At 49.6% G+C, this 25,585-nt stretch carries 30 protein-coding genes; 25 read left to right on the plus strand and 5 right to left on the minus strand.

Annotation, left to right across the window (positions count from 1 at the left end):
- Positions 1–13 precede the first annotated feature (13 nt).
- The 20 genes from hisS to ACTHTJ_RS08145 all read left to right on the plus strand — a co-directional run bounded on the left by hisS (position 14) and on the right by ACTHTJ_RS08145 (position 18,170).
- Entirely contained in the window at positions 14–1,309 is a 1,296-nt protein-coding gene (hisS, locus tag ACTHTJ_RS08050; RefSeq protein ID WP_070584312.1) for a histidine--tRNA ligase, read from the plus strand.
- Entirely contained in the window at positions 1,310–1,939 is a 630-nt protein-coding gene (locus ACTHTJ_RS08055; protein ID WP_070584314.1) for a YfgM family protein, read from the plus strand.
- Positions 1,940–2,080: 141 nt separating this feature from the next.
- Positions 2,081–3,538, plus strand: a complete 1,458-nt coding sequence (gene der, locus ACTHTJ_RS08060; protein WP_049331367.1) for a ribosome biogenesis GTPase Der — start codon at positions 2,081–2,083, stop codon at positions 3,536–3,538.
- A 294-nt stretch (positions 3,539–3,832) separates the two neighbouring features.
- Positions 3,833–4,129, plus strand: coding sequence for an RNA chaperone Hfq (hfq, locus tag ACTHTJ_RS08065; RefSeq protein ID WP_036493792.1), 297 nt, complete (start codon positions 3,833–3,835; stop codon positions 4,127–4,129).
- Between the two features lie 78 nt (positions 4,130–4,207).
- Entirely contained in the window at positions 4,208–4,777 is a 570-nt protein-coding gene (locus ACTHTJ_RS08070) for a class I SAM-dependent methyltransferase (protein WP_440344821.1), read from the plus strand.
- Between the two features lie 55 nt (positions 4,778–4,832).
- Complete coding sequence (locus ACTHTJ_RS08075) at positions 4,833–5,207, plus strand: SirB2 family protein (protein ID WP_049350659.1); 375 nt, start codon at positions 4,833–4,835, stop codon at positions 5,205–5,207.
- 15 nt (positions 5,208–5,222) lie between these two features.
- Positions 5,223–5,711: a 2-amino-4-hydroxy-6-hydroxymethyldihydropteridine diphosphokinase gene (gene folK, locus ACTHTJ_RS08080; protein WP_440360909.1), complete on the plus strand. Its 489-nt coding sequence runs from the start codon at positions 5,223–5,225 to the stop codon at positions 5,709–5,711.
- A 96-nt stretch (positions 5,712–5,807) separates the two neighbouring features.
- Positions 5,808–6,443, plus strand: coding sequence for a deoxynucleoside kinase (locus ACTHTJ_RS08085; RefSeq protein ID WP_440360910.1), 636 nt, complete (start codon positions 5,808–5,810; stop codon positions 6,441–6,443).
- A 36-nt stretch (positions 6,444–6,479) separates the two neighbouring features.
- Complete coding sequence (locus ACTHTJ_RS08090) at positions 6,480–6,923, plus strand: peroxiredoxin (protein WP_003683206.1); 444 nt, start codon at positions 6,480–6,482, stop codon at positions 6,921–6,923.
- Positions 6,924–6,999: 76 nt separating this feature from the next.
- Positions 7,000–7,878, plus strand: a complete 879-nt coding sequence (gene xerD, locus ACTHTJ_RS08095; protein ID WP_440360911.1) for a site-specific tyrosine recombinase XerD — start codon at positions 7,000–7,002, stop codon at positions 7,876–7,878.
- A 227-nt stretch (positions 7,879–8,105) separates the two neighbouring features.
- On the plus strand, positions 8,106–8,306 hold the full coding sequence (locus ACTHTJ_RS08100) for a (2Fe-2S)-binding protein (RefSeq protein WP_003681978.1): 201 nt from the start codon (positions 8,106–8,108) through the stop codon (positions 8,304–8,306).
- 130 nt (positions 8,307–8,436) lie between these two features.
- Entirely contained in the window at positions 8,437–8,670 is a 234-nt protein-coding gene (locus tag ACTHTJ_RS08105; protein ID WP_050787142.1) for a glutaredoxin family protein, read from the plus strand.
- Between the two features lie 69 nt (positions 8,671–8,739).
- Positions 8,740–9,348: an SMC-Scp complex subunit ScpB gene (gene scpB / locus ACTHTJ_RS08110; protein WP_004519443.1), complete on the plus strand. Its 609-nt coding sequence runs from the start codon at positions 8,740–8,742 to the stop codon at positions 9,346–9,348.
- Between the two features lie 288 nt (positions 9,349–9,636).
- Positions 9,637–11,298, plus strand: coding sequence for a DNA repair protein RecN (gene recN / locus ACTHTJ_RS08115; protein ID WP_070584322.1), 1,662 nt, complete (start codon positions 9,637–9,639; stop codon positions 11,296–11,298).
- A gap of 115 nt (positions 11,299–11,413) precedes the next feature.
- Positions 11,414–12,370, plus strand: coding sequence for a glutathione synthase (gshB, locus tag ACTHTJ_RS08120; protein WP_070584324.1), 957 nt, complete (start codon positions 11,414–11,416; stop codon positions 12,368–12,370).
- Between the two features lie 68 nt (positions 12,371–12,438).
- Positions 12,439–12,822 carry a diacylglycerol kinase gene (locus ACTHTJ_RS08125; protein ID WP_070584350.1) on the plus strand — a complete coding sequence of 128 codons (384 nt, stop codon included), beginning with the start codon at positions 12,439–12,441 and terminating at the stop codon, positions 12,820–12,822.
- Between the two features lie 131 nt (positions 12,823–12,953).
- Positions 12,954–13,433, plus strand: coding sequence for a copper chaperone PCu(A)C (locus ACTHTJ_RS08130; RefSeq protein ID WP_070584325.1), 480 nt, complete (start codon positions 12,954–12,956; stop codon positions 13,431–13,433).
- Positions 13,434–13,559: 126 nt separating this feature from the next.
- On the plus strand, positions 13,560–14,663 hold the full coding sequence (mnmA, locus tag ACTHTJ_RS08135; protein ID WP_070584326.1) for a tRNA 2-thiouridine(34) synthase MnmA: 1,104 nt from the start codon (positions 13,560–13,562) through the stop codon (positions 14,661–14,663).
- 92 nt (positions 14,664–14,755) lie between these two features.
- Positions 14,756–16,411, plus strand: coding sequence for an AMP-binding protein (locus tag ACTHTJ_RS08140; RefSeq protein ID WP_070584327.1), 1,656 nt, complete (start codon positions 14,756–14,758; stop codon positions 16,409–16,411).
- 124 nt (positions 16,412–16,535) lie between these two features.
- Complete coding sequence (locus ACTHTJ_RS08145) at positions 16,536–18,170, plus strand: CTP synthase (RefSeq protein WP_070584329.1); 1,635 nt, start codon at positions 16,536–16,538, stop codon at positions 18,168–18,170.
- Positions 18,171–18,233: 63 nt separating this feature from the next.
- On the opposite strand, the gene ACTHTJ_RS08150 is transcribed toward ACTHTJ_RS08145, so the two are convergent.
- Positions 18,234–18,362, minus strand: coding sequence for a hypothetical protein (locus ACTHTJ_RS08150; protein ID WP_283120575.1), 129 nt, complete (start codon positions 18,360–18,362; stop codon positions 18,234–18,236).
- Between the two features lie 201 nt (positions 18,363–18,563).
- Here ACTHTJ_RS08150 and ACTHTJ_RS08155 point away from each other — a divergent pair, with 201 nt between their 5' ends.
- Positions 18,564–19,679, plus strand: coding sequence for a porin (locus tag ACTHTJ_RS08155; protein ID WP_070584331.1), 1,116 nt, complete (start codon positions 18,564–18,566; stop codon positions 19,677–19,679).
- Positions 19,680–19,742: 63 nt separating this feature from the next.
- Here the strand turns inward: ACTHTJ_RS08155 and ACTHTJ_RS08160 are convergent, their stop codons facing one another.
- Complete coding sequence (locus ACTHTJ_RS08160) at positions 19,743–20,354, minus strand: CNP1-like family protein (RefSeq protein WP_070584333.1); 612 nt, start codon at positions 20,352–20,354, stop codon at positions 19,743–19,745.
- Between the two features lie 109 nt (positions 20,355–20,463).
- Here ACTHTJ_RS08160 and ACTHTJ_RS08165 point away from each other — a divergent pair, with 109 nt between their 5' ends.
- The 3 genes from ACTHTJ_RS08165 to pyrC all read left to right on the plus strand — a co-directional run bounded on the left by ACTHTJ_RS08165 (position 20,464) and on the right by pyrC (position 22,430).
- Positions 20,464–20,688: a sulfurtransferase TusA family protein gene (locus ACTHTJ_RS08165; protein ID WP_003681929.1), complete on the plus strand. Its 225-nt coding sequence runs from the start codon at positions 20,464–20,466 to the stop codon at positions 20,686–20,688.
- Between the two features lie 12 nt (positions 20,689–20,700).
- The gene (locus tag ACTHTJ_RS08170; RefSeq protein ID WP_070584336.1) at positions 20,701–21,294 is read left to right on the plus strand and encodes an NMCC_0638 family (lipo)protein; all 594 of its coding nucleotides are present in this window, start codon (positions 20,701–20,703) and stop codon (positions 21,292–21,294) included.
- Between the two features lie 101 nt (positions 21,295–21,395).
- Positions 21,396–22,430, plus strand: coding sequence for a dihydroorotase (gene pyrC / locus ACTHTJ_RS08175; protein WP_070584337.1), 1,035 nt, complete (start codon positions 21,396–21,398; stop codon positions 22,428–22,430).
- A 133-nt stretch (positions 22,431–22,563) separates the two neighbouring features.
- Here the strand turns inward: pyrC and ACTHTJ_RS08180 are convergent, their stop codons facing one another.
- Positions 22,564–23,127, minus strand: coding sequence for an RBBP9/YdeN family alpha/beta hydrolase (locus tag ACTHTJ_RS08180; protein ID WP_070584339.1), 564 nt, complete (start codon positions 23,125–23,127; stop codon positions 22,564–22,566).
- Between the two features lie 232 nt (positions 23,128–23,359).
- On the minus strand, positions 23,360–24,358 hold the full coding sequence (gene cysD / locus ACTHTJ_RS08185) for a sulfate adenylyltransferase subunit CysD (protein ID WP_168162030.1): 999 nt from the start codon (positions 24,356–24,358) through the stop codon (positions 23,360–23,362).
- A 132-nt stretch (positions 24,359–24,490) separates the two neighbouring features.
- Here cysD and trhA point away from each other — a divergent pair, with 132 nt between their 5' ends.
- Positions 24,491–25,117 (plus strand): PAQR family membrane homeostasis protein TrhA, encoded by a 627-nt coding sequence (gene trhA / locus ACTHTJ_RS08190; protein ID WP_049335514.1) that lies wholly within the window; start codon positions 24,491–24,493, stop codon positions 25,115–25,117.
- Between the two features lie 160 nt (positions 25,118–25,277).
- Here the strand turns inward: trhA and ACTHTJ_RS08195 are convergent.
- Positions 25,278–25,585, minus strand: a 308-nt coding sequence (locus ACTHTJ_RS08195; protein WP_440360912.1) for a transposase, incomplete at its 5' end; no start/stop codon positions are given.

Below are 25,585 nucleotides of genomic sequence, written 5' to 3' on the forward strand. Positions count from 1 at the left end.
ATCCCATATTGAAATGGCACAAAAAATCCAATCTGTAAAAGGTATGAACGACCTTTTACCTGTCGAACAAAAAGATTTCAAACTGACGGCTGCGTTTTGGCAGGCGTTTGAAGATACGGTTAGTCGTTGGACACGCGCTTACGGCTATCAGCAAATCCGTACGCCGATTGTCGAGCAAACCGGTTTGTTTGTCCGCTCCATCGGCGAGGAAACCGATGTGGTCGGCAAGGAAATGTACACCTTCTCTGATTCAAACGATTCTTTGAGTTTGAGCCTGCGTCCTGAAGGTACGGCTTCTTGTCTGCGTGCGGTGGTCGAACACAACCTTTTGTACAACAGCCCGCAAAAACTGTGGTATATGGGGCCGATGTTCCGCCGCGAGCGTCCGCAAAAAGGCCGTTATCGTCAGTTCCATCAGGTCGGTATCGAGGCTTTGGGTTTTGAAGGGCCGGATATTGATGCGGAAATCATCGCGATGTCAGCCGACTTGTGGGAAAAATTGGGCATTCGCGAATACCTGACTTTGGAAATCAACAGCTTGGGCAACCGTGAGGAACGCGCGGCACACCGTGCGGCATTGGTTGAATATCTGACCCGTTATGAAGATAAGTTGGATGAAGACAGCAAACGCCGTCTGAAAACCAATCCTTTGCGCGTTTTGGATACGAAAAATCCTGATTTGCAGGAAATCTGCAACGCGGCGCCGCGTTTGGTGGATTACTTGGGCGAGGCTTCGCAAAACCACTATGCACGCTTCAAGGCGATGTTGGACGGTTTGGGTATTCAATATGTTGAAAATCCGCGCTTGGTCCGCGGTTTGGATTACTACAATCAGACGGTTTTTGAGTGGACGACCGACAAACTCGGCGCGCAGGCGACTGTGTGCGGTGGCGGCCGTTACGACGGTTTGATTGAAGAGCTTGGCGGCAAGCCTGCGCCGTCTATCGGCTTTGCGATGGGTATTGAGCGCCTGCTGCTTTTGGTGAGCGAATACGGCTCGCTGGAAGCGAACGCTGCGCCTGATGTCTATGCAATGCACCAAGGCGAAGGTGCGGACTTGCAGGTGATGAAATACGCGCAAGCCTTACGCACACAAGGTTTCAATGTGATGCAGCATTCCGGCTATCAGAGCCTGAAAGCGCAAATGAAAAAAGCAGACAACAGTGGCGCACGCTTTGCTCTGATTGTGGCTCAGGATGAGCTGGCAAACGGTACGGTTACCCTGAAAGATATGCAGGGCAAACACGAACAGAAAACCGTTGCCGCCACTGATTTGACAGACACTTTACAACAATGGAAGAACGCATAAATGGCAGCCCATTTGGAAGAACAACAAGAGTTAGACAACTTTAAATATTTTTGGAAACGCACCGGCCGTTGGATCTTTGCCTTGCTGATCGTGGCGGCTTTGGGGTATTTGGGTTACACCATTTACCAAGGCCAAAAAGCTTCAAAAGATCAGGAAGCCGCCGCCGTATTGGCGCAAATGGTGGAAAAGGCGCAGCAAAAAACCGACCCCAAATCCATCAACGCCGATTTGGCCGAATTGCAAAAAAACTATCCTGATTCTATTTCGACAGCCCAAGCTACGTTGATGGTAGCGGCGACTGAGTTTGATGCCGGCCGTTATGATGTGGCGGAAGGTCATTTGAATTGGGTGCTGAAAAACCAAAACGCACCGCTGGTTCAAGCTTTGGCAGCCCAGCGTTTGGGCGTTGTCCTGTTGCAGCAGAAAAAATACGATGCCGCCATCAATGCCCTGAATACTCAGGTTGAGGCTGACTTCGAGCCTTTGATGCTGGAAACCAAAGGCGATGTTTACGTTGCCCAAAATAAAACCAAAGAAGCCGTACAAAGTTACGAAGCTGCTTTGAGCAAATTGCCGCAAACCGCCGTGGGCCGCGAATTGCTGCAAATGAAAATCGACAGCTTGAAATAAGTTTTTTTAAAATCAAGGCCGTCTGAAGTTGCCATGACTTTTCAGACGGCCTACACTTATCCTTATCAACCGTGTTTTTAAAACACCTGCTTGTGTTCCGCTCCCGATTTTAGGCGGCACTTGACACAGAAAGACTCAATCATGAAACCAACCATCGCGCTTGTCGGCCGCCCCAATGTCGGCAAATCTACTTTATTCAACCGTTTGACGCGCACCAAAGACGCGCTCGTACATGACTTGCCCGGCCTGACGCGTGACCGCCATTACGGTCATGGCAAAGTCGGCAGCAAACCTTATTTGGTCATCGATACCGGCGGTTTTGAGCCGGTTGTGGACAGCGGCATTTTGCACGAAATGGCAAAACAGACCTTGCAGGCTGTTGATGAAGCCGATGCAGTGGTGTTTTTAGTGGACGGCCGCACCGGTTTGACCCCGCAAGACAAAATCATTGCCGACCGTTTGCGCCAAAGCCCGCGTCCCGTTTATTTGGCCGTGAATAAAGGCGAGGGCGGCAATAGGGCCGTGCTTGCCGCCGAGTTCTACGAACTTGCCCTGGGCGACCCTTATGTTATTTCAGGTGCGCACGGCGATGGCGTGTATTATCTGATTGAGGATATTTTGGAAACCTTCCCCGAGCCTGAAAAGGAAGAGGAAGAAGCGAAACATCCTGTTTTTGCTGTAATCGGCCGTCCAAATGTCGGTAAATCAACCTTGGTAAACGCCATCCTCGGCGAAGAACGTGTGATTGCCTTCGATATGGCAGGCACGACGCGTGACAGTATCCATATCGATTTTGAACGTGAAGGCAAACCGTTTACCATCATCGATACCGCAGGTGTGCGCCGTCGCGGCAAAGTGGATGAAGCGGTGGAAAAGTTCTCCGTTATCAAAGCCATGCAGGCGGTTGAGGCGGCAAACGTTGCTGTTTTGGTGTTGGATGCGCAACAAGATATCGCCGACCAAGATGCGACGATTGCGGGTTTTGCTTTGGAAGCAGGCCGTGCCTTGGTGGTGGCGGTCAATAAATGGGACGGCATCAGCGAAGAGCGTCGCGAGCAAGTGAAACGCGATATCAACCGCAAGCTGTATTTCCTTGATTTTGCTAAGTTCCACTTTATTTCTGCGTTGAAAGAGCGCGGTATAGACGGTTTGTTTGAAAGCATTCAGGCTGCCTACAATGCGGCAATGATTAAGATGCCGACGCCGAAAATCACGCGCGTCCTGCAAAGCGCGATTGAACGTCAACAGCCGCCGCGCGCAGGTTTGGTGCGTCCGAAAATGCGTTATGCCCACCAAGGCGGCATGAATCCGCCGGTGATTGTGGTACACGGCAATTCGCTGCACGCCATTTCCGACAGCTACACGCGCTATCTGACCCAAACATTCCGCAAAGCCTTCAATCTGCAAGGTACGCCGCTCAGAATTCAATACAATGTTTCGGAAAACCCGTATGAAAATGCGGAAGACAAACCGAAGAAAAAACCGCTGCGCCGCGTCAGCCTGAGCAACCGCATTGAGAAACGCGAAGGCCGCAAGGAAGAGAAAAACCGCTTCAAGAAAAAAACCAAAGTCAGCGTGAAAAAACAATTCAGCAAATAAGCATAAAGGCCGTCTGAACGATTTCAGACGGCCTTTTATGATGGAATGTAAGTTATTCATGTTTCATGATATTTATCGATTAGATTTGCTGGAATCAAAATACATAAAATCGGGATTGGGAAGGGGTGTGAAGATGAAAATGAAACAGTCGGTTTGTCGGGAATTTCCCTTATTGCTGGATTCCTAAACGGTGTGATAGAAAAAAATAGTTGGTAATTTATTCTATTCGGGGCTACAATCCCATCAAAAGCCGATTTTGGCGTCTTTACAATCATAATAATGGAGCTCAAGAATATGACAGCTAAAGGACAAATGTTACAAGATCCTTTTTTGAATGCGTTGCGTAAAGAGCACGTTCCGGTTTCGATCTACTTGGTAAACGGCATCAAGCTGCAAGGCCAAGTGGAATCATTCGACCAGTACGTTGTTCTGCTGCGTAATACTTCCGTCACTCAAATGGTTTACAAACACGCTATCTCAACAATCGTTCCTGCACGCGCAGTCAGCTTGCAACACGAAAACAAACAACCTCAAGCCGCTGCCGCAGCTGCTCCGGTTCAAGTTGAGACTGTGCAACAACCTGCCGAATAAATGATGTAACGCATTCCTGTTTTTCAATACCTTACCGCTTTTGCGGTAGGGTATTTTTATTTTCAGACGACCTTTATCATGCTGCTTGAAAACATTCTTCCCTTTGCCCACTCCTTGTTACGACAAGCCTTAAAAGCAGGCGGCCGCGCTTTGGATGCGACGGCCGGAAACGGGCATGATACTTTGCTGTTGGCGCAGTCGGTTGGAGAGACGGGTAGGGTGTGGGCGTTTGATGTGCAATCCAAAGCACTGGAGCAGACTCAAGGCCGTCTGAAAGAAAATGGCGTAGATGGTTGGGTAGCCCTGATACATGACGGTCATGAAAACGTTTTATCTTATATCGACGAGTCTTTAGATGCCGCAGTATTTAATTTCGGTTGGCTGCCGGGTGGCGATAAAAGCTGTACGACTGAAGCGGCAAGCAGCATCCGTGCGCTGACGGATACTTTGGGTTTGCTGAAAGAGGGCGGGTTGGCCGTAGCGGTATTGTATCCGGGGCATGAAGCCGGCCGAATAGAGGCTGAAGCGATTGTGCAATGGGCGGAAACTTTGCCGCAGGAAGCCTTTGCCGTGTTACGCTATGGCTTTGTCAACCGCCGCAATGCGCCTCCCTATCTGCTGGCGATTGAAAAGTTGCGTCAGAAATAGATGTTTGCGGTAAAATAGCTGCTTTGTTTTTCAACCCTTAATATAAGAAACTGCCATGCAATATCTGTTTGTAAAATACAGCCATCAGATTTTCGTTGCCATTACCATCCTGTTGTTCAACATCCGTTTTTTCCTGCTCTGGCGTCATCCTGAGAAACCGTTGGCAGGCATTTGGAAGGCCATGCCGCATTTGAACGACACTATGTTGCTGTTTACCGGCTTGTGGCTGATGAAGATTACCCATTTTTCGCCGTTCAATGCGCCGTGGCTCGGCATGAAAATCCTGCTGTTGCTGGTTTATATTGTGTTGGGCATGATTATGATGCGTTCGCGTCCGCGTTCGCCGAAATTCTATATCGTCTACGTTTTGTCCATGTCGTGTGTTGCCACGATTGTTTTCCTTGCCAAAACCAAAACGCTGCCGTTTTAAAAGAGGCCGTCTGAAATGTATCCGCATTTTGCCGTTGTCGCTTTGGGCAGCAATCTTGCCAATCCTGCCGAACAGGTTCGCGCCGCTTTGGCTGAATTGGCCGCGCATCCGCATATCCGGCTCGAAAAAACATCTTCCCTGTATCTGACTGCGCCAGTCGGCTATGACGATCAGCCCGATTTTGTGAACGCCGTTTGTACCGTGAAAACATCATTGGACGGCGTGGCGCTGTTGGCTGAGTTAAACCGCATCGAGGCCGAATTTGGGCGCGAACGTACCTTCCGCAATGCGCCGCGTACTTTGGATTTGGACATCATCGATTTTGACGGTATTCGCAGCGATGACCCGCATCTGACTTTGCCGCATCCGCGCGCGCATGAGCGCAGTTTCGTTATGTTGCCGCTGGCTGAAATCCTTCCGGATTTCGAGTTGGGCGAGCATGGCCGTGCGGCTGATTTGGCTCAGGCTTTGGGCGGGCAGGGTATTCGCCTGTTGAAAGAATAAGGGCCGTCTGAAAACGGACTAAAACAAGAAAGGGCGTGTTGGACACGCCTTTTTTGCTATAAAATATTGTTGGGAAACACATTACAAAGAGTTACTATGAATCCTCGTTATATTGTTGTCGAAGGTACCATCGGTAGCGGCAAGACTGCTTTGAGCCGCCGCTTGGCAGAGCATTTCAGCGCGTTGCTGTTGTCGGAGAGTCCGGATCACAATCCGTTTCTCATGAAGTTTTACAGCAATGTTTCCAATAATGGCTTGGCTGCCGAGCTTTTCTTCCTGACGCGCCGCGCTGAAAGCGTGAATATTATTGAAGACCAATGTGCGCAAGGCGGAATGGTTGTGGCTGATTTTTTGCCGGAAAAAGACCGTATTTTTACGCCTATCGTTTTGAATGATGACGAGCAGCAGCTTTTTGCTGATATGAAGCAACGCATTCTGCCGCAATACGCAGAGCCCGATGTGGTGATTTATCTGCAAACCGCCGTCGAAAACAACCGCAAACGTCTGCAAAAACGTCACGAAGGCATTATCAGCTTGTTCCCCGAAGGCTATTTGGGACGGGTGCATGACGAGTACAGCCACTTCTTTCATTTGTATCAAAGCGCGCCTTTGCTGACCGTCAATGCCGATGAGTTGGATTTGGCCGGCAATGACGACCATTTCCAGCTTTTGTTGCGCGCATTGGAAGATTTTCAAGGTACGCGCAGTTATTTGAATTTAAGCGAAAAATAAACGCAGGCTAGGTTTAGGCCGTCTGAAAGGAATAATATGTCAAAATATCAATTTACACTCCCATCTTCTTCCGGCAGCGATTTTAACTCCGCCGAACATTTGCCGTTGGTTGTCTATTTTTATCCTAAAGACAGCACGCCCGGCTGTACCACCGAAGGCTTGGATTTCAACGCCAGATTGGAACAATTCAAAGCATTGGGCTATACCGTTGTCGGCATTTCGCGCGACGGCGTCAAATCGCATCAGAATTTCTGCGCCAAACAAGGTTTCCAGTTTGAATTGTTGAGCGACAAAGAAGAAACCGTCTGCAAACTGTTTGACGTGATCAAGCTGAAAAAGCTTTACGGCAAAGAATCCCTCGGCATTGAGCGCAGCACGTTTGTGTTGGACGAAAACGGCGAAATCGCCCATGAATGGCGCAAAGTCAAAGTGGCCGGACACGCGCAGGAAGTTTTGGATACAATTTCTCAAGCCTCTTAAATAGGGCTTTGAGAACCTAAGGCCGTCTGAACGGATGTAAAGTCATGCCGTTCAGACGGCCTTTCAATACAGTTTGATGAGTATGGACGATTTAATAGACAAACTGCTTGAATCCCTTTGGCTGCAAGACAGGCTCAGCCACAATACGCTGCAAAGTTACCGCCGTGATTTGGTCAAAGTCGCCGCGCGGTTGGCCGAGGGCGGGCAGGATTGGTTGAGTGCCGATGAATTTGCCCTGTCTGATGCTGTGTATGCAGAGGGAGAAAAAAACACGTCCCAAGCGCGGGCATTGTCAGCTTGCAAGCGCATGTACGGCTGGTTGGAAGAAACGGGTCAAAGAGCAGACAATCCCACCCGTTTTCTCAAGGCGCCGAAATCGGAACGAAAACTGCCCACGCTGATTACCGAAGCTCAAATCGACGCGCTGCTGGCTGCGCCGGATGTGGAAACGCCGCATGGTCTGCGCGACAAAGCCTTGCTCGAAGTCATGTATGCAACAGGTTTGCGCGTGACTGAGGCCGTCAAATTGACGCTCAGCGATATCGATTTACATCGCGGCAGTATTCGTACCATAGGCAAGGGCGACAAATTGCGTCTGGTTCCGTTGGGACAGGAAGCGGCCTATTGGGTGGAACGCTATTGCAACGAATCGCGCCCATTGTTGCTGAAAAACAAAATCTGCGACGAAGTGTTTGTCAGCCAGAAACGCAGCGGCATCAGCCGTCAGCTTGCATGGATGATAGTCAAAGAATATGCCGAAGCGGCCGGTATTGCTTCGCTCAGCCCGCACGGTTTGCGCCATGCTTTTGCCACGCATTTGGTCAATCACGGCGTCGATTTGCGTTCGGTCCAGATGATGTTGGGACATTCCGATATCAACACCACGCAGATTTATACCCATGTTGCCAATATTCGTTTGAAAAACATGGTCGATGAACACCATTCCCGTTCATGAATAGAGGCGGCATTTCGAAGATGCCGCCTTTTGTTATCGTGGCCGTCTGAACGGTTATAAAGTTTACTATTTATAAAATAACAATCAAAATACAAATTTACATAGAAAAATTTCAAAACAAAAGGACAGTGCCAATATTGCAATGCAAACCGTTTTTATTTATATTTACGTTCAAGAATAAATCCTACTCTCAATTACAGAGGGTAACAAAATTATTGGAGCACATCATGTTTGTCTGCATCTGCAACGCCATTACTGACCACGACATCAAAGAGACCATTGCCGCCGGTGCAACCACCATGAGCGATTTGCAGGCTCAACTGGGCGTGGCGACTTGTTGCGGTTGCTGCGGCGAATTGGCTGCATCGTTTCTGACTGCAAGCAGTGCCCAAAATACCGTGACTGCCGGTATTAACGTTCAGTCTTAATTCAGAATACAAATAAAGGCCGTCTGAAGGCGTTATCTCGCGCCTGTTCAGACGGCCTTTGTCATGCTTGTATGGTTTGGCGGCATTTTGCTATACAATGGCCGCTTTTGTCCCTCCGAGAGTAACTGCCATGAAACTAACCTTGATGTTTCGGGAATATTGCAGCCTGTGCCACAAAATGCGCGAACAATTAAAGCCTTATCAGGAGCAGTTTGGATTTGGGCTGGATGTTGTCGATGTTGATGAAGATCCGGTTTTAGAAGAAAAGTACAATGAGCTGGTGCCTGTTTTGCTGGATGGCGATACCGAAATCTGCCATTGGTTTTTGGACGAAGAAAAACTGAAAGCGCATTTGAGCGCGTAACAAACCGTTGACCATATTATCTTTCAGACGGCTTTTGGCTGTTTATGCCGTCTGAACATTGATTTTATTATGACTGAAAAACTTTCTCCCGATGCGCTGATTGAAGCGGCGCTGTTGACGCAAGTCGAACCCTTAAACGAAAAAGCCATGCGCGAATTGTGCGTGCCGCCGTTGTCGCAAGACAAGCTGATTGACGTGTTGGCGCAACTGAAGGCCCGCTGGCAGGGCAGGGCTTTGCAACTGGTGCATACCCATGAGGGCTGGCGTTTCCAAATCGCCCAAGCCGCCTTTGAACGACTGGGCAGCCTGCAAGAGCAGCGCGCGCCGCGTTATTCCCGTGCCGTGATGGAAACGCTGGCGATTATTGCCTATCAGCAACCGGTAACGCGTGGCGATATTGAAGGCATACGCGGTGTGGCGGTGTCGCAAAATGTCATGCAAACCTTGCAGGATAGGGGCTGGATTGAAGTCATCGGCCACCGTGATTCTGTCGGCCGTCCGGCTTTGTGGGCGACAACAGCAACATTCCTAAGCGATTTGCGTTTGGAAAGTTTGGAAGAATTGCCGCCACTGACTGAATTGGGCGAGCTGGTGTTGCCTGATTTGATGGAAACGCCGCCGACAGGCGATGAGGAGGCTGAAGAAGCAGTAGAATCAGGAAGCAGACTGATTAACTGATTTGAATGTAAAGGCCGTCTGAAATAATTGTGTTTCAGACGGCCTTTGTGTTAGTTATTCTAGCGTTTTATAGTATTAAATGAACGCTTTATATCATTGAATAAGCCAGCCAGGGTAACAATATGGCGTGGTGCGTTTAGCAGTTTCTTAAAAAATAATTTGTTTAAAATAAATATCTTAGATAAATCATAAGAAAAATCTGATTTAAACTATAAAAAATCTTAGTTATAATCAGCTTATCTAAAGCTATTCCGCATGGTTGCGGGTAATTTACTAAGGAATACTGCAATGCTGTTGGCACTTTCTTTGCGTGATTTTGTCATTGTTGAAAACCTGAATCTTGATTTTCAAAACGGCTTTACCGTATTGACGGGCGAGACCGGCGCAGGCAAATCGATTACTCTGGATGCAATTGGCCTGTTGTTGGGCGATAAAGCCGATTACAGCCAAGTGCGCAGCGGTGCCAAAGAAGCGCAGTTGTCGGCTTTGTTCGACATCAGCGGTTTGTCTGAACTGAAAGCGCAGCTGCAGGAGCAAGGCCTTTTGGAAGAAGATGCGGAAGAGCTCAGCATCCGCCGTATTATCGATGCCAAGGGTAAAAGCCGCAGTTATATCAATAATCAGGCAGTAACATTGGCGCAGCTGAAGGCCATTGGCGAGCAGTTAATCGATATTCACGGCCAAAATGCCCATCATTCGTTGAATCAAGAGTCTGCGCAACGCGAGTTGTTGGACGCATTTGCCGGCAGCAAAGAGCAGGCAGAAACGGTCAAACAGCTTTATCAAAATTGGGTCAATGCGAAAAAGGCACTGCAAGAAGCACAAGAGCAGGCAGAAACCATGGCCATCGAACGCGAGCGTTTGGAATGGCAGTTTAATGAATTGAACCAATTGGAGCTCAAACCCAACGAATGGGAAACCTTAAGCCAAAGCCATGACAGCCTGGCGCATTCGGCCGAATTGCTGCAAACCGCCGAGCAGGTGGGCGACAGTATAGACGGAGACAACGGCATCCAACGTCAAATCTATCAATGCCAAAAACTGCTGGGCAATCTGCAAAACATTGAGCCGCGCTTTGCCGAGAGCCTGAATATGTTGGCAAGTATTGAAGCAGAATTGGGTGAAATCAGTGCCAATATGCGCGATGTGGCTGGTCGCAGCGACATCGATCCTAATGAATTGGCCGCACAAGAAAGCCGTATGGGCGAATTGATGAGTATGGCGCGCAAATACCGCATTGAGCCGGAAGAGTTGCCGCAAAAGTTGGCGGAAATCGACGAGCGCTTGCAAAACCTGCACGCGGCTGCTGATTTGGAAGCCTTGGAAAATGCAGTCGCACGCAATCTTGCCGAATACCATGAAGCCGCGCATATTCTCTCTGCCATGCGCCATCAGGCAGCCGGCCGTTTGGGTGAAGAGACCACCGAGCATATGCAACATTTGGCCATGAAAGGCGCACGTTTTGACATCGTCTTGTTGCCGTCTTCGCCGACCGCGCATGGTCTGGAACAGGTGCAATTCCAAGTGGCAGCGAATAAAGGCAATCCGTCCCGTCCTTTGAACAAAGTGGCTTCCGGCGGCGAATTGGCGCGTATCAGCTTGGCTTTGCAAGTGGTTGCCAGCCAATACACGCAAGTGCCGACATTGATTTTTGACGAAGTGGATACCGGTATTGGTGGCGGTGTTGCTGAAATGGTCGGTAAAGCTTTGCGTGCCTTAGGTAAAAAACATCAAGTCTTGGCGGTAACCCATCTTCCTCAAGTCGCCTCTTGCGGTGAAAACCATTGGCAGGTGCGCAAGCATAGCGAAGGCGAACAAACCGTTAGCGAAATCAGCGTCTTGAACCATCATCAGCGCATTGAGGAAATTGCGCGTATGCTGGGTGGCGAAATCATTACCGATACCACACGCAGCCATGCCGCCGAACTCTTGCATTTGGCAGCCGCCTAAAAGCTTCAAGGCCGTCTGAAAATAGGATTCAGACGGCCTTTTCTATATTTTGCCACCTTTTCAGGCAGGCAGAATACAAGGTATGATTATATCGTCTGTTTACAAGGAAATTTTGATGAAAGTCCTGTTTATCGCCGATCCGATGGCAAGTTTTAAAACCTATAAAGACACTACTTACGCCATGATGCGTGAAATGGCAAAGCGCGGTTGGCAGCTTTTTCATACCTTGAGCGGAGAATTGTCCGTCCGTGAAGGTTTGGTAGTGGCTCAGGCAGCGGCATTTGAGTTTGTCGGCGCGAAGAACGATGACGATCACGAATGGTTTAAAGCAGAGGCAAAAGTTCAGACGGCCTTGAAAGACTTCGATGCGGTCATTATGCGCACTGATCCGCCGTTTGATATGCAATATCTGTATGCAACCCAGTTTTTAACTTTGGCACAGCAGCAGGGCGCAAAAGTATTTAACAGCGGACAAGCAATGCGTGATTTCAATGAGAAATTGGCGATTTTGAACTTCAGCCAGTTTACCGCGCCGACTTTGGTTACCACACGTTCCGCCGATGTCCGTGCCTTTTTGAAAGAACACGGCGACATCATCATCAAACCGTTGGACGGCATGGGTGGTATGGGCATTTTCCGTCTGACCGAATCCGACCCCAATATCGGCAGTATCCTTGAAACCCTGATGCAGCTTGATTCACGCACCATCATGGCGCAACGTTATATTCCTGAAATCGTACATGGCGACAAGCGCATTCTGATTATTGGCGGGGAAGTTGTTCCGTATGCTTTGGCGCGTATTCCGCAAAACGGCGAAACACGCGGCAACTTGGCTGCCGGCGGTCGCGGCGTGGCACAGGAATTGAGCGAGCGCGACCGTGAAATTGCAGAAACCCTTGCGCCTGAATTGAAGCGCCGCGGTATTTTGCTTGCCGGTTTGGATGTCATCGGCAGCAACCTGACCGAAGTCAATGTAACCAGCCCGACCGGCTTCCAAGAAATCATGAAGCAAAAAGATTTCGACGTTGCCGCCATGTTCGCAGATGCCGTTGCATCTTGGGCAAAACAATAGAACCAAAGGCCGTCTGAAGATTGACCCGACCGTTTCTCTTCAGACGGCCTTTTTATGTTGAGAATATGATGGAACCATCTTCCTACGCATCTGAAAAAAAAGGTAAAAACGGCATTAAGCGCATCATTAATGCGTTCGGTTATTCCAAAGACGGACTGGCTGCCGCGTACCGTTATGAAAGTGCATTTCGCCAAGTTTTTTGGTTGAACCTGATTTTAATTTTTTTGGCTTTCTTCCTTGATTTCGGCCCGCTCACTAAAATGGTGCTTGTTGTCGCATCGTTTATTTCACTGATTACCGAATTGTTTAATACCGCCGTCGAGGCAGCCGTTGACCATACCTCTACTGAAAAACACGAGCTGGCCAAGCGTGCCAAAGATGCCGGTTCGGCCGCGCAACTGATGGCTTTGTTCATGTTATTTATTGTTTGGATTGTTGCATTAACTGCTTAGAAATGTGGTAATATGGTAATTCATTAGGATTAGATAGTATTAGTTAATCTATATCAAAGTTTTCAGACGGCCTTCGGTTGTAAGATGAAGGCCGTATATTCCAGCCATGTGGCAAACATAAGGAGCAAAACATGAAAAAATTAATGGCAACCCTGATTCTGGCAGGCTTGGCAACTTCCGTATCTGCAGCCGGTATCCATATTGAAGACGGTTGGGCACGTTCTACCGTTGAAGGTATGAAAATGGGTGGCGCATTCATGAAAATCCAAAACGATGAAGCCAAACAAGACTTCTTGGTAGGCGGCAGCAGCCCTGTTGCCGAACGTGTTGAAGTACACACTCACGTGAACGACAACGGCGTTATGCGCATGCGCGAAGTTAAAGGCGGCGTGCCTTTGGCTGCGAAAGGCGTAACCGAACTGAAACCAGGCAGCTACCACGTTATGTTCATGGGTCTGAAAAAACAATTGAAAGAAGGCGAAAAAGTACCTGTAACCCTGAAATTCAAAAACGCGAAACCCCAAACTGTCGAGCTGGAAGTGAAAACCGCACCGCAATCCGGCATGGATCACGGTCACGGCCATGGTCACGGTGGCGCGCATCAGCACTAATTGCTTGAATTTGCATATAAAGGCCGTCTGAAAGTCATTGGGCTTTCAGACGGCCTTTTCTGTCGTTAAATCAAAATGTGCTAAAATTACGCTTTAAAAAATGCATTTGAAACCCACATTCCGCTCATGAATACTACCAACACACCAACAAACATCATCGTCGGCCTTTCCGGCGGCGTCGATTCATCCGTTACCGCGGCCCTGCTCAAGCAGCAAGGCCATCAAATCAGCGGCGTGTTCATGCAGAACTGGGAAGATGACGACAACGACGAGTATTGCAGCATCAAACAAGATTCCTTTGATGCCATTGCCGTTGCCGATATCATCGGAATCGATATCGACATCGTCAATTTTGCCGCACAATATAAAGACAACGTATTTGCCTATTTCCTCAAAGAATACAGCGCAGGCCGCACGCCAAACCCGGATGTCTTGTGCAATGCCGAAATCAAATTCAAATGCTTTTTGGACTATGCCATCGAGCAGGGCGCCGATACCATTGCCACCGGACACTATGCCCGCAAAGAAGTTCGCAACGGCGTGCATTACCTGCTCAAAGGTTTGGATCAAAACAAAGACCAAAGCTATTTCCTGTACCGCCTCAAACCTTTCCAACTTGAGCGCGCAATTTTCCCATTGGGTGAGTTGGAGAAGCCTGAAGTCCGCCGTCTTGCCGAAGAATTCAAATTACCGACTGCAACCAAAAAAGACAGTACCGGCATTTGCTTTATCGGCGAACGCCCGTTCCGCGAATTTCTGCAAAAATACCTGCCGACCAATAATGGCAAAATGGTTACCCCTGAAGGCAAAGTGGTTGGCGAACACGTCGGCTTGATGTTTTACACGCTGGGCCAACGCAAAGGCTTGGGTATCGGCGGCGCAGGCGAACCATGGTTTGTCGCGGCCAAGGATTTGACCAAAAACGAACTGATTGTCGTACAAGGCCATGACCATCCTTTGCTTTATACTCGAAGCCTGGTTATGAACGATTTGAGTTTCACATTGCCCGACCGTCCGAAAGAAGGCCGCTATACCTGCAAAACGCGCTACCGTATGGCTGACGCGCCTTGCACGTTGCGTTACTTAGATGATGAAACCATCGAGCTTATCTTTGACGAGCCGCAATGGGCGGTAACCCCCGGACAATCAGCGGTACTGTACGACGGCGATGTGTGCTTGGGCGGCGGCATCATCATGTCCACCGACAAGCCTGTCATCATTACTGCTTAACACAAGGGCCGTCTGAAAACGAAGCGGCAGATTGAATAAAGCCTTCAGACGGCCTCGATTTCAAAAAACGACTCAATAAAAGACTGATTAATATGGAAAAACTCTGGCTCAAAAGCTACGAACAAGGCGTAAACCCTGAAATCGATATTTCTCAATACAGCTCCATCAGCGACGTATTCCGTCAAAGTGTCGAGAAATTCGCAGATAAACCTGCTTTTCAAAATATGGGCAAAACACTGACTTATGCCGAAGTAGGCAAGTTGGCGACCGATTTTGCATCTTACCTGCAAAATGTATTGAAACTGCCGCGCGGTGAGCGTGTGGCGATTATGATGCCGAACGTTTTGCAATATCCGATTGCGCTTTTCGGTATTTTGCAGGCAGGTTTGGTGGCAGTGAATACGAATCCGCTTTATACGCCGCGCGAGTTGGAACATCAGTTGAAAGACAGCGGCGCGACAACGATTGTCGTGTTGGAGAACTTTGCCAATACGCTGGAATTGGTGTTGCCGCGTACACAAATCAAACATGTGATTGTCGCGTCGGTCGGTGAGATGTTCGGCATGATTAAAGGCGTGTTGATGAACTTTGTCATCCGCAAAGTGAAAAAAATGGTGCCGGAATACCGCATTCCCAATACCGTGACTTTTCAGACGGCCTTGAAGCAAGGTGCAGCAAATACGCTCAAACCAGTCGAGTTGACGCGCGACGATACTGCCTTGCTGCAATATACAGGCGGTACAACCGGTTTGGCGAAAGGCGCCGTCCTTAGTCACGGCAATATCTGCGCCAATATGCTTCAGGCGAAAGAATGGATTAAAAATAGCCTGCACGAAGGCAAAGAAACGGTCATTGCCGCGTTGCCGCTTTATCATATCTTTGCCTTGACGGTAAACCTGATGATTTTCGCCAATACCGGTTCTAAAATCATCCTGATTACCAACCCTCGCGATATGAAAGGGTTTATCGGTGAATTGAAAAAAGAGCCGATTAGCGTATTCATCGGTGTGAATACCCTGTTTAATGCGATGGTCAACCGTCCGGATTTTGCCGAAGTTGATTTTTCCCGTTTGAAGCTGACTTTGGGCGGCGGTATGGCAACACAAAAAGCCGTGGCGGAAAAATGGAAAAAAATTACCGGTACGCCGATTGTGGAAGCTTATGGTTTGACCGAAGCCAGCCCGGGTGTATGTTGTAATCCTTTGAATATCGAAGCTTACAGCGGCGGTATTGGTCTGCCTGTTTCTTCAACCGAGGTCGAATTGCGTGATGCGGATGGCAAAGAAGTGCCTATCGGACAGCCGGGCGAATTGTGGGTACGCGGCCCGCAAGTGATGAAAGGCTATTGGAACCGTCCGGAAGAAACCGCCAAAGCAATCGATGCACGCGGCTTTTTAGAGACCGGCGACATTGCTGTGATGGATGAAAAAGGCTGGTTGAAGCTGGTGGACCGCAAAAAAGATTTGATTGTGGTATCCGGTTTCAATGTGTATCCGAACGAAATCGAAGAAGTGGTGGCCGGAAACGACAAAGTCTTGGAAGTCGCCTGTATCGGCGTGAAAAGTGAGAAAACCGGCGAAGCGATTAAGGTCTTCGTCGTACGCAAAGACCCGTCTTTGACTAAGGAAGAGCTGATCGATTTCTGCCGCAAAGAACTGACGGCGTATAAAGTGCCGAAAGACATCGAATTCCGCGACGAGTTGCCAAAATCCAACGTTGGCAAAATCCTGCGCCGCGAGCTGCGCTGATATATAGAATCAGTATGATAAGGCCGTCTGAAAACGCTGTTTTCAGACGGCCTGAAGCTTTTGCCGTTTGCCAGAATATGCTGCTTCAAGTTAAAATCACACATTCCAACATGGGTATCACATCATGACTAAATTTATTTTCGTAACCGGCGGCGTTGTATCTTCTTTGGGTAAAGGTATCGCCGCCGCTTCTATTGCTACTATCCTTGAGTCGCGTGGCTTGAACGTGACCATGCTTAAACTCGACCCGTATATCAACGTTGACCCGGGTACCATGAGCCCTTTTCAACACGGCGAAGTATTCGTGACCGATGACGGCGCGGAAACCGACCTCGACTTGGGTCACTACGAGCGCTTCATCAACGCCACCATGACCCGCCGTAACAGCTTCAGTACCGGCCAAGTCTATGAAAACGTGATTGCCAAAGAGCGCCGCGGCGACTATTTGGGTGGTACCGTACAAGTGATTCCGCACATTACTGATGAAATCAAACGCCGTATCCATGAAGGCGCGGCTGGTTATGATGTGGCGATTGTTGAAATCGGCGGTACAGTCGGTGATATCGAATCGTTGCCTTTCTTGGAAGCCATCCGCCAAATGCGCAGCCAGCTCGGCCGCAACAATACATTGTTTGCCCACCTGAGCTATGTGCCTTACATTGCCGCCGCCGGCGAAATCAAAACCAAACCGACCCAGCATACCGTTAAAGAAATGTTGAGCATCGGTTTGCAACCGGACATCCTGATCTGCCGTATGGACAGAGAAATGCCTGCGGACGAGCGTCGTAAGATTGCATTGTTCTGTAACGTTGAAGAACGCGCCATCGTGGGCAGCTACGATGTGGACAGCATTTACGAATGCCCTGAAATGCTGCACAACCAAGGCATCGACAGCATCATTACCGAGCAGTTGCAGCTGAATGTCAAACAAGCCGATTTGACCGAATGGAAGAAAATCGTTCACGCGATTCGAAATCCGAAACATACCGTCAAAATCGCGATGGTCGGCAAATACGTTGATTTGACCGAGTCCTACAAATCATTGATCGAAGCACTGAAACACGCGGGTATTCACACTGAAACCGACGTACAAATTACCTTTGTCGACAGCGAAAGCATTGAGAAGGGCAATGGCGACGTTTCCATACTCAAAGACATGGACGCGATTTTGGTGCCGGGCGGCTTCGGTTCACGCGGCGTGGAAGGCAAAATTGCCGCCGTACGCTATGCGCGTGAAAACAACGTGCCATACTTGGGTATCTGCTTGGGCATGCAAATCGCCCTGATCGAATACGCCCGCGATGTTGCAGGCTTGAAAGGTGCGAACTCTACTGAGTTTGACTTGAAATGCGCCGCGCCTGTCGTTGCCCTGATTGACGAATGGCAAACTGCCGACGGCAGCGTAGAAACCCGTGACGAATCTGCCGATTTGGGCGGCACCATGCGTCTGGGTGCGCAAGAAGTTGACCTCAAACCGGGCAGCCTTGCTGCAAAAATCTACGGCAGCGAACATATCCGCGAACGTCATCGCCACCGCTACGAAGTTAACAACAACTACGTTCCTCAGTTGGAAAAAGCCGGTTTGGTCATTGGCGGCGTATCCGCAGGCCGCGAGCGTTTGGTTGAAACCATCGAATTGCCAAATCATCCTTGGTTCTTCGCGTGTCAGTTCCATCCGGAATTTACTTCCAATCCGCGCAAAGGCCATCCTTTGTTCAGCGCGTTTGTGAAAGCCGCGTTGGGTAACAAAAAAGCCTGATTGATGTGATTGAAAAAGCACCCGTTTCCGGGTGCTTTTTTTGTTTTCAGACGGCCTTAGAAGTTATTTGTCTTCATTGACTTCACGGTCGTTCAAAGGTTGTACGGGACGGTTGTTTTCGCCACCGATAATGTCGCGTATGGCTTTAAACTGCGCCGCATCTGCCTGAACCGGAGTTTTTAAGACAACCAAAGTAATGTTTTCGCTGCAAATAGGAAAGGCCGTCTGAAATTGCTTTCAGACGGCCTGTTTTATTTGAAAATGTTGTAAAAAGTCTAAACTCTAATGAATAAAAGTGTCTATCAAGATGAAAGTAGTTGTTTGTAGCGTTGGAAAACATTAATATTGCCAAACGTGTTTTCACGAGATTTTAACTTTGTTTTGGAGAGAATAATGAAAAAATCGATTATCGCTTTGGTTATTGCCGGTTTGCCACTGGCTGCCTCTGCAGAAGTGATTCTGTATGGTCAAATCAAAAGCAGCGTGACCGTCGGTCAAGTAAAAATCAAAGGTGATGCAGGTTCTGAAACCAGCTCTACCGCAACCAGCATCAATGACAATACTTCCCGTATCGGTTTCAAAGGCAGCGAGAACTTGGGCGGCAATTTGAAAGCCATTTGGCAAGTTGAACAAAAAACAGCAATCACGGGCGGTTCCCAAGGTTTTGCCACTCGTGATTCCTTCATCGGTTTGCAAGGTAAATTCGGTAAGATTCGCGCCGGTAAACTCAGCAATATGCTGAACGAAATGGACACCATCGATCCATGGATGTACAAAACCAATGCCGCAGGCTTGGGCATCTTTACCCGTACCGGCAACCGTAACGCTGCTGTACGCTACGACAGCCCGGATTTCGGCGGATTCAAATTCAACGTCTCTTACGCACCGCGCGACAACCGCAATCCTTCAGACAAATACACGCACACCCAAGCGGCCAAAGACCAATACACCGGCGGCGTGAGTTTCTCTAAAAACGGCTTTACCGCCAATGCGGCTTACGGCCACTACAACGGCGCGTACACCGACAAATCAGGCAAAGTCAAAGCGGCGCAAATCGCCAAAGTCGAAACTTATTACGATAAAGACAATCTCTTTGTCGGCGGCGGCGTACACTATGCCAAAGGCCATGAGACAGGCAACGAATATTTAGGCTATTTCACCGATGGTTTTAATGAGTACAAGGGTAGTGACATTACTGTCGATTCAGGCAAATCTGAAGCCGTGAAAGTAGTTGATGCAGCGGTAACAGTCGGCTACAAATTGGGCAATGTCACCCCACGCATTACTTACGCGCACGGCTGGCCTGCCAAGGGCGTGAACAGCGGCGAGAAATTGGTGGATAAATTCGACCAAGTCGTTGTCGGCGGTCAATACACCTTCAGCAAACGCACCGGCGTAGTTGCCCAACTGGCGTATCTGAAAGTCGGCAACAAAACCCGTCTGACTGCAGCCAACAAAGGCGGCGTTGAACAAAAAGCCGCTTCTGTGGGCCTGTATCACAAATTCTAAGCCGTCTTGAAAGACAAGGCCGTCTGAAAAATTTCAGACGGCCTTTTTGTTGATTAAAGCGGTTTATTTGTCGTGCTTGGTCAGCGTTGTGCCGTGACGGCCGCCGCGTTCTTTCAAACGTTGTACCAAGCCTTCGAACGTTGTCGGCATACCGTCGATACAGAATGCCTGATACAGGGCGGTGTGCAGGGCATCATTGCGGCTGAACGCATTGCCGATCAGCTTCCAATCGCCTTTACGCGGCTCGATCCAGCGGTGGTTTACTGTGTCGCCGTAAGCGAATACTTTGTAAGACGAACGCTTGTCGTTGCTGTAAGTAAAGGACGTGCGGGCGCAATAGAGGCCTTCGACGGAGAGGTTGTCGTAGCCTTTGTCGGAGCGCACGTTCAAGACGTAGCGGATGCTGTTGTCAGGCGCAGGCATGATTTGCAGGCTGCTGAGCAGGATTTTGGGCTGCTTGCCGTAGGTTTCGTTGACATAGAGGTCGAACCAATCGCCTGATTGGGTATCGGGCAGAGGCGGCAACTCGGCTTTGTGTTCTTTAAATTCGCGTGCGGCAACTTCTTCAGGGCTTTCCTGATAACGCGTGTTGGTCAGCGTATCCTTTTGGCTGAAACCCAAAGCAAATGCTTGAGTCGCGGCAAGGCTGAGAGCGAGAAGGGCAAAACGGCGCATAGACAGCTCCAAAGTGAAAAACGGCTTTATTTTATGGGCTTGCAGGGTGGGGTGCAAGTAAGTGCGGTATAATTGACGTTAATTCTGATTAATATGACGAGTTTTCATCATGAATACACAAACTCTGGATGTCATCGGTTTGAAATGCCCGTTGCCGATTTTGCGTGCCAAAAAAGCTTTGGCGCAAATGCAGGAAGGAGAAGTGCTGACCGTATTGGCCACCGATGGCGGCGCGCCCGGCGATTTTGAAGCGTTTTGCCGTCAGACCGGACATGTTTTGCTGGAATCGAGCGAGGCCGATGGCGTGTTCAAGCTGGTGTTGAAGCACAAATAAAGGCCGTCTGAAATGTCTAAAGCCGTCGCGTTGTCTGCCGCCGTATTGGCTGTCTGCCTGAGTGCATGCGGCAATGAAGGCGTTTCGCCGCAGAATGCTGCCGATTATGCCCAAAATGTGACCGATTTGTTCCGCCAAAGTTGCGTGGCCGCAGACGGCGATGCCGCCCTTGTCGGCGAGTTTGCCAATGCCAACAAACTGGTTTTATTGTCGAAAAAAGATATTGCCGATTTGCCTGCCGGAATGATGGATTTGGAGGCATTAAGCATTTGGAAAAAAACGGAAAACGGCGCGGATTATTATTTGAGCCTGACCGAAGACAGTTGCAGCGTGCGCACGGCTAAAGCCGACGACCATCTGATTTTCAAACAATTTTTGGCTTTGGCAGAAAATCCGCCGCAAGGTTTGAACGCTGAGTTGCGTGCCGATAATTTGGCGGAAACCCCGTTGCCTATGCGTCAGATTTCCTACGCATGGCGCGCGTCCGGCAGTCCGAAAGAAACCTTGCTGACCGTTAAAACAACGTCGTCCGAGCATTTTCCGGTACAGGCTGTTTTTTATTTGACCCATCATTCTTACGACAATAAGGCTGCCGTTTTGCCTTAGGCTGGCTGGTTGACGATTGAAACATCAAATTAATAGAAACCGTTACCGCCGAATAAAGGCCGTCTGAAACATTATCAAACCAAACCACTCGAAAGTAAGCTATGCAAACCCTGACCATCATCCGCCCCGACGATATGCACTTACACCTGCGCGACGGCGACGCGCTCAAAGCCGTTGCCCCGTACACGGCCCGACAAATGGGCCGCGCGGTCATCATGCCCAACCTGAAGCCGCCTGTCGTCAGTGTTGCCGATGCCCAAGCATACAAAGCGCGCATTATGGCCGCCCTGCCCGAAGGCAGCACCTTTCAGCCGTTGATGACGCTTTATTTGACCGACAATGCCACTCCCGAACTCGTGCGTGAAGCCAAAGCTGCTGGTATCGTGGCTTTCAAACTCTATCCGGCAGGCGCGACCACCAATTCCGATTCCGGCGTGACTGACTTGTTTAAGCTGATTCCTGTGTTGGAAGAAATGGCGAAACAGGGTATTTTGTTTTTGGTTCACGGCGAAGTCACTGATCCTGAAATTGATATTTTCGACCGCGAGGCCGCCTTTATCGAGCGCGTGATGAAGCCGGTTTTGGCACAAGTGCCGAATCTTAAAGTCGTGTTTGAACACATCACCACTGCCGAAGCAGCCCGACTGGTATTGGAAGCAGGCGATAATGTGGCCGCGTCCGTGACGCCGCAACACTTGCTGCTCAACCGCAACGACCTTCTGGTCGGCGGCGTGCGCCCTCATCATTTCTGCCTGCCTGTACTAAAACGTGAAACCCACCGTCAGGCTTTGGTTGCCGCCGTTACCGGTGATAGGGCGCACAAATTCTTCCTCGGCACGGATTCTGCGCCACATGCCAAAACTGCCAAAGAAAACGCTTGCGGTTGCGCCGGTATGTTCAGCGCGATGACTGCCATTGAGCTTTATGCTGAAGTGTTTGAGAAAGCAGGCGCGTTGGACAAACTGGAAGCCTTTGCTTCTAAAAACGGCCCGCGTTTCTACGGTCTGCCTGAAAATACCGATACCATCACATTGGTCAAACAAACGCAAACCGTTCCTGCCAGCGTACCTTACGGCGATGGCGAGCTTGTACCGATGAGGGCTGGTAGCGAGATTGAATGGACGGTGCAATATTAAATTTGCCGTTAATGAGGCATAAAAAGAAACAACCTGCTTGAAAGGGCAGGTTGTTTTTTTATTGTCGTTCAGACGGCCTGTCATGGGGAGAGAGGCATACAAGGCCGTATGAAAACTGGATTATATTGTGTGTTTATTCGGTCAACATGGGTTTCAGCGCTTCCCAAGCCTGCGGCAGTTGGGTAAAGCCGTCCGAAGCCATCAAATGGCCGCCTTCGGGAATATGGGTAACAGGGCTTTTGAGCTTGGCCGCCATGTCCAAAGTCAGTTCGGGCGGAACATGGGTGTCGTTGTCGGAAACCAGACAGTGTTTGGGCATGTCGATTTTGCGCAGGATGTCGAAATCGGGGGATGCTGCTTTAATGTAGGCATCAAGTGTGGGCAGGGGCGGCAACGTATCGGCAAAACCAGCGGCAAGCAGCAGACCGCCGATTTTTTGCGGCTGTTGGCGGCTGAGGAAATGAAGGAGGGTAATGCAGCCGAGGCTGTGGCCGACTAGGATGGTATGGGCATCGGGCTTGCCGATGTGCTGGTCAAGGGTAAACTGCCACGCGGTCGTGCTTGGTTTGTCGGGATTGGGCATGGCGAGGGAGATTGCTTGTGCGCCGGTACTTTTGATTTGGGCGCAAAGCCAGTCAAACCAGTTGCCGTGCGGATTGCCTTCAAAGCCATGTACGATATAAACGCGTCGATTCATGTTTTTCCTCCTTCAGACGGCCTGAGACTTTTGTCTAAATCTCTGCCTATAAGCGTTTATTATACCATGTTTGTTTATGTTTTATTGTTTGTCGCTTGGTAAGGATTTTTAATTAAGCTTTTGTTGTTAAATGATATTTGCAAAAATAATAAAGCAAACAACACGGCAGGGGCGGATGGCGTTGCCGTGTTGTTCGGGTTTGAAATATATATGTGCCGTCTGAAAAACCGGTTTAGAAATAGCCTTGTTTTTTGCGCTCTTCCATTGCCGCTTCTGATACGCGGTCGTCCATGCGTGTGGCGCTGCGTTCGGAAATGGTTGCGGTGGCGGTTTCGGCAATGATGTCTTCAGGCGTGGCGGCGGTACTGGCAACAGGGCAGGTGCAGGAAATATCGCCGACGGTGCGGAAACGGACATCGCGGATTTGGGCAATTTCGCCTTCGCGTTTTGGGGTCAACGGGGTAACGGGAACGAGCAGGCCGTTGCGTTCGACAACTTCGCGTTTGTGGGTGTAATAAATCGGCGGCAGGGCGAGTTTTTCGCGTGCGATGTATTGCCAGATGTCTAATTCCGTCCAGTTGGAAATCGGGAATACGCGCATGTTTTCGCCTTGGAACAGGCGCGTATTGTAGAGCGACCATAATTCAGGACGTTGGTTTTTAGGATCCCATTGGCCGAACTCGTCGCGGAAAGAGAAGATGCGTTCTTTGGCGCGCGCTTTTTCTTCATCGCGGCGAGCGCCACCCATTAGCGCATCAAAGCCTTGTTCTTCGATGGTTTCAACCAGCGTAACGGCTTGGGCGGCGTTGCGCGAATCGGTTTCGCGGCGCAAGACGACGCTGCCTTTGCGGATGGATTCTTCTACGTTGCCGACCACAAGTTGTACGCCGGTACGCGCGACCGTGTCATCGCGGAACCGAATCACTTCGGGGTAGTTGTGGCCGGTATCGACGTGCAGGAGTTTGAACGGTAGCTTCAGCGGGCGGCCTTCGATTTGGAAGGCTTTGACGGCCAGCGCCAGTAATACGACGGAGTCTTTGCCGCCGGAAAACAGCAAGGCCGGATTTTGGGCGTTGGCAATCACTTCGCGGATGATGTAGATGGACTCGGCTTCGAGCCAGTCGAGGTGGTGGTTTTGGATGGACATTTTTTCTCTCTTTACAACCTTGGCGACAGTCGATACTTTAGTGAGGCCGTCTGAAAAAGGGAAAGAATGGTTTGTTTGTTGCAAAGATGTTTTTGTTATATTGCAAGGCCGTGTTTTTCAGACGGCCTTTGCGCTTTAACTTATTTTTAACCCGAATTCTCTGACGAAGCATCTATCTTGGCGTACACTTTGGTCTTTTATAAATGAGAATGGTTTATGTATCACGGCGAGAGATTTAATGCGTACAGCCATTTGGCCGGTTTCTTGTTGGCAGTGGCGGCCTTGGTGCTGATGCTGGTGAAAGCGGTGGAATCGGCGGACGGCTATCGGATTGCCGGTGCACTGACTTACGGAATCTGCCTGCTGCTCCTGTATTTGGGCTCAACCTTATACCACAGTATTCCGCAGCCGAAGGCCAAGGCAATTTTGCAAAAGGTCGATCATTGCATGATTTATCTTTTGATTGCAGGCAGCTATACGCCGTTTACGCTGATTACCCTTCACGGCGGCTGGGGCTGGTCGCTTTTCGGCGTGTCGTGGGGGCTGGCTTTGCTGGGCATTGTTCAGGAGTTGACGATTGGGCGTAAAAGCGAGAAGCGGCTGCTGTCGATGGTGATTTATGTGTTGATGGGCTGGCTGATTGTGGTGGCGGTATGGCCGCTGATACAGTCGCTTTCGGCCGGCGGATTATTTTGGCTGGTGTTGGGCGGCGTATTGTATAGCGCGGGGATTTATTGGTTTATCAACGATACGAAAATCCGCCACGGACACGGTATCTGGCACTTATTTGTCTTGGCAGGCAGTTTGACTCAATTTATCAGCATTTATTTTTATGTGTTGTAGATTCAGACGGCCTGAGACCTTTGCAAAATTCCTTTCCCCCAACAGCCGAAACCTAAACACAGGTTTTCGGCTGTTTTCATCCCAAATCACTCCTGATTCGACTCAAATACCCCCTTAATCCCCCTTGGATACCTGATTAAGCAGGCATCCGGGCCGCCTTTTAGGCAGCAACAGGCGCACTTAGCCTGTTGGCGGCTTTCAAAAGGTTCAAACACATCGCCTTCAGATGGCTTTTTGCACTCACTTTGAGCAGCCCGAAATAGGCTGCCCGCGCATAGCGGAATTTACGGTGCAGCGTACCGAAGCTTTGTTCGACCACATAACGGGTCTTCGACAAATATCGGTTACGTTTGGTTTGCGTTTCCGTCAGCGGATGTTTGCGGTGAGCTTTGCGCATAATGCCGTCCTGCAGCCGACACTCTTCCAGATATTGCCGGTTTTCCTCACTGTCATAGCCTTTGTCGGCAT

The organism is Neisseria sp. P0018.S001, assembly GCF_051957355.1.
Lineage (GTDB): Bacteria > Pseudomonadota > Gammaproteobacteria > Burkholderiales > Neisseriaceae > Neisseria > Neisseria subflava_A.

Bases quoted from the DNA above. Each gene is read 5' to 3' on its own strand.
- ACTHTJ_RS08105 (WP_050787142.1), top strand. From the start codon at position 8,437: ATGAAACTAACCTTGATGTTTCGGGAATATTGCAGCCTGTGCCACAAA.
- trhA (WP_049335514.1), top strand. From the start codon at position 24,491: ATGTATCACGGCGAGAGATTTAATGCGTACAGCCATTTGGCCGGTTTC.
- hfq (WP_036493792.1), top strand. From the start codon at position 3,833: ATGACAGCTAAAGGACAAATGTTACAAGATCCTTTTTTGAATGCGTTG.
- ACTHTJ_RS08075 (WP_049350659.1), top strand. From the start codon at position 4,833: ATGCAATATCTGTTTGTAAAATACAGCCATCAGATTTTCGTTGCCATT.
- der (WP_049331367.1), top strand. From the start codon at position 2,081: ATGAAACCAACCATCGCGCTTGTCGGCCGCCCCAATGTCGGCAAATCT.
- ACTHTJ_RS08100 (WP_003681978.1), top strand. From the start codon at position 8,106: ATGTTTGTCTGCATCTGCAACGCCATTACTGACCACGACATCAAAGAG.
- ACTHTJ_RS08070 (WP_440344821.1), top strand. From the start codon at position 4,208: ATGCTGCTTGAAAACATTCTTCCCTTTGCCCACTCCTTGTTACGACAA.
- folK (WP_440360909.1), top strand. From the start codon at position 5,223: ATGTATCCGCATTTTGCCGTTGTCGCTTTGGGCAGCAATCTTGCCAAT.
- ACTHTJ_RS08145 (WP_070584329.1), top strand. From the start codon at position 16,536: ATGACTAAATTTATTTTCGTAACCGGCGGCGTTGTATCTTCTTTGGGT.
- ACTHTJ_RS08125 (WP_070584350.1), top strand. From the start codon at position 12,439: ATGGAACCATCTTCCTACGCATCTGAAAAAAAAGGTAAAAACGGCATT.
- ACTHTJ_RS08130 (WP_070584325.1), top strand. From the start codon at position 12,954: ATGAAAAAATTAATGGCAACCCTGATTCTGGCAGGCTTGGCAACTTCC.
- pyrC (WP_070584337.1), top strand. From the start codon at position 21,396: ATGCAAACCCTGACCATCATCCGCCCCGACGATATGCACTTACACCTG.
- ACTHTJ_RS08090 (WP_003683206.1), top strand. From the start codon at position 6,480: ATGTCAAAATATCAATTTACACTCCCATCTTCTTCCGGCAGCGATTTT.
- ACTHTJ_RS08165 (WP_003681929.1), top strand. From the start codon at position 20,464: ATGAATACACAAACTCTGGATGTCATCGGTTTGAAATGCCCGTTGCCG.
- ACTHTJ_RS08085 (WP_440360910.1), top strand. From the start codon at position 5,808: ATGAATCCTCGTTATATTGTTGTCGAAGGTACCATCGGTAGCGGCAAG.
- xerD (WP_440360911.1), top strand. From the start codon at position 7,000: ATGAGTATGGACGATTTAATAGACAAACTGCTTGAATCCCTTTGGCTG.
- ACTHTJ_RS08170 (WP_070584336.1), top strand. From the start codon at position 20,701: ATGTCTAAAGCCGTCGCGTTGTCTGCCGCCGTATTGGCTGTCTGCCTG.
- ACTHTJ_RS08160 (WP_070584333.1), bottom strand. From the start codon at position 20,354: ATGCGCCGTTTTGCCCTTCTCGCTCTCAGCCTTGCCGCGACTCAAGCA.
- recN (WP_070584322.1), top strand. From the start codon at position 9,637: ATGCTGTTGGCACTTTCTTTGCGTGATTTTGTCATTGTTGAAAACCTG.
- hisS (WP_070584312.1), top strand. From the start codon at position 14: ATGGCACAAAAAATCCAATCTGTAAAAGGTATGAACGACCTTTTACCT.
- scpB (WP_004519443.1), top strand. From the start codon at position 8,740: ATGACTGAAAAACTTTCTCCCGATGCGCTGATTGAAGCGGCGCTGTTG.
- gshB (WP_070584324.1), top strand. From the start codon at position 11,414: ATGAAAGTCCTGTTTATCGCCGATCCGATGGCAAGTTTTAAAACCTAT.
- ACTHTJ_RS08180 (WP_070584339.1), bottom strand. From the start codon at position 23,127: ATGAATCGACGCGTTTATATCGTACATGGCTTTGAAGGCAATCCGCAC.
- mnmA (WP_070584326.1), top strand. From the start codon at position 13,560: ATGAATACTACCAACACACCAACAAACATCATCGTCGGCCTTTCCGGC.
- ACTHTJ_RS08055 (WP_070584314.1), top strand. From the start codon at position 1,310: ATGGCAGCCCATTTGGAAGAACAACAAGAGTTAGACAACTTTAAATAT.
- ACTHTJ_RS08155 (WP_070584331.1), top strand. From the start codon at position 18,564: ATGAAAAAATCGATTATCGCTTTGGTTATTGCCGGTTTGCCACTGGCT.
- ACTHTJ_RS08140 (WP_070584327.1), top strand. From the start codon at position 14,756: ATGGAAAAACTCTGGCTCAAAAGCTACGAACAAGGCGTAAACCCTGAA.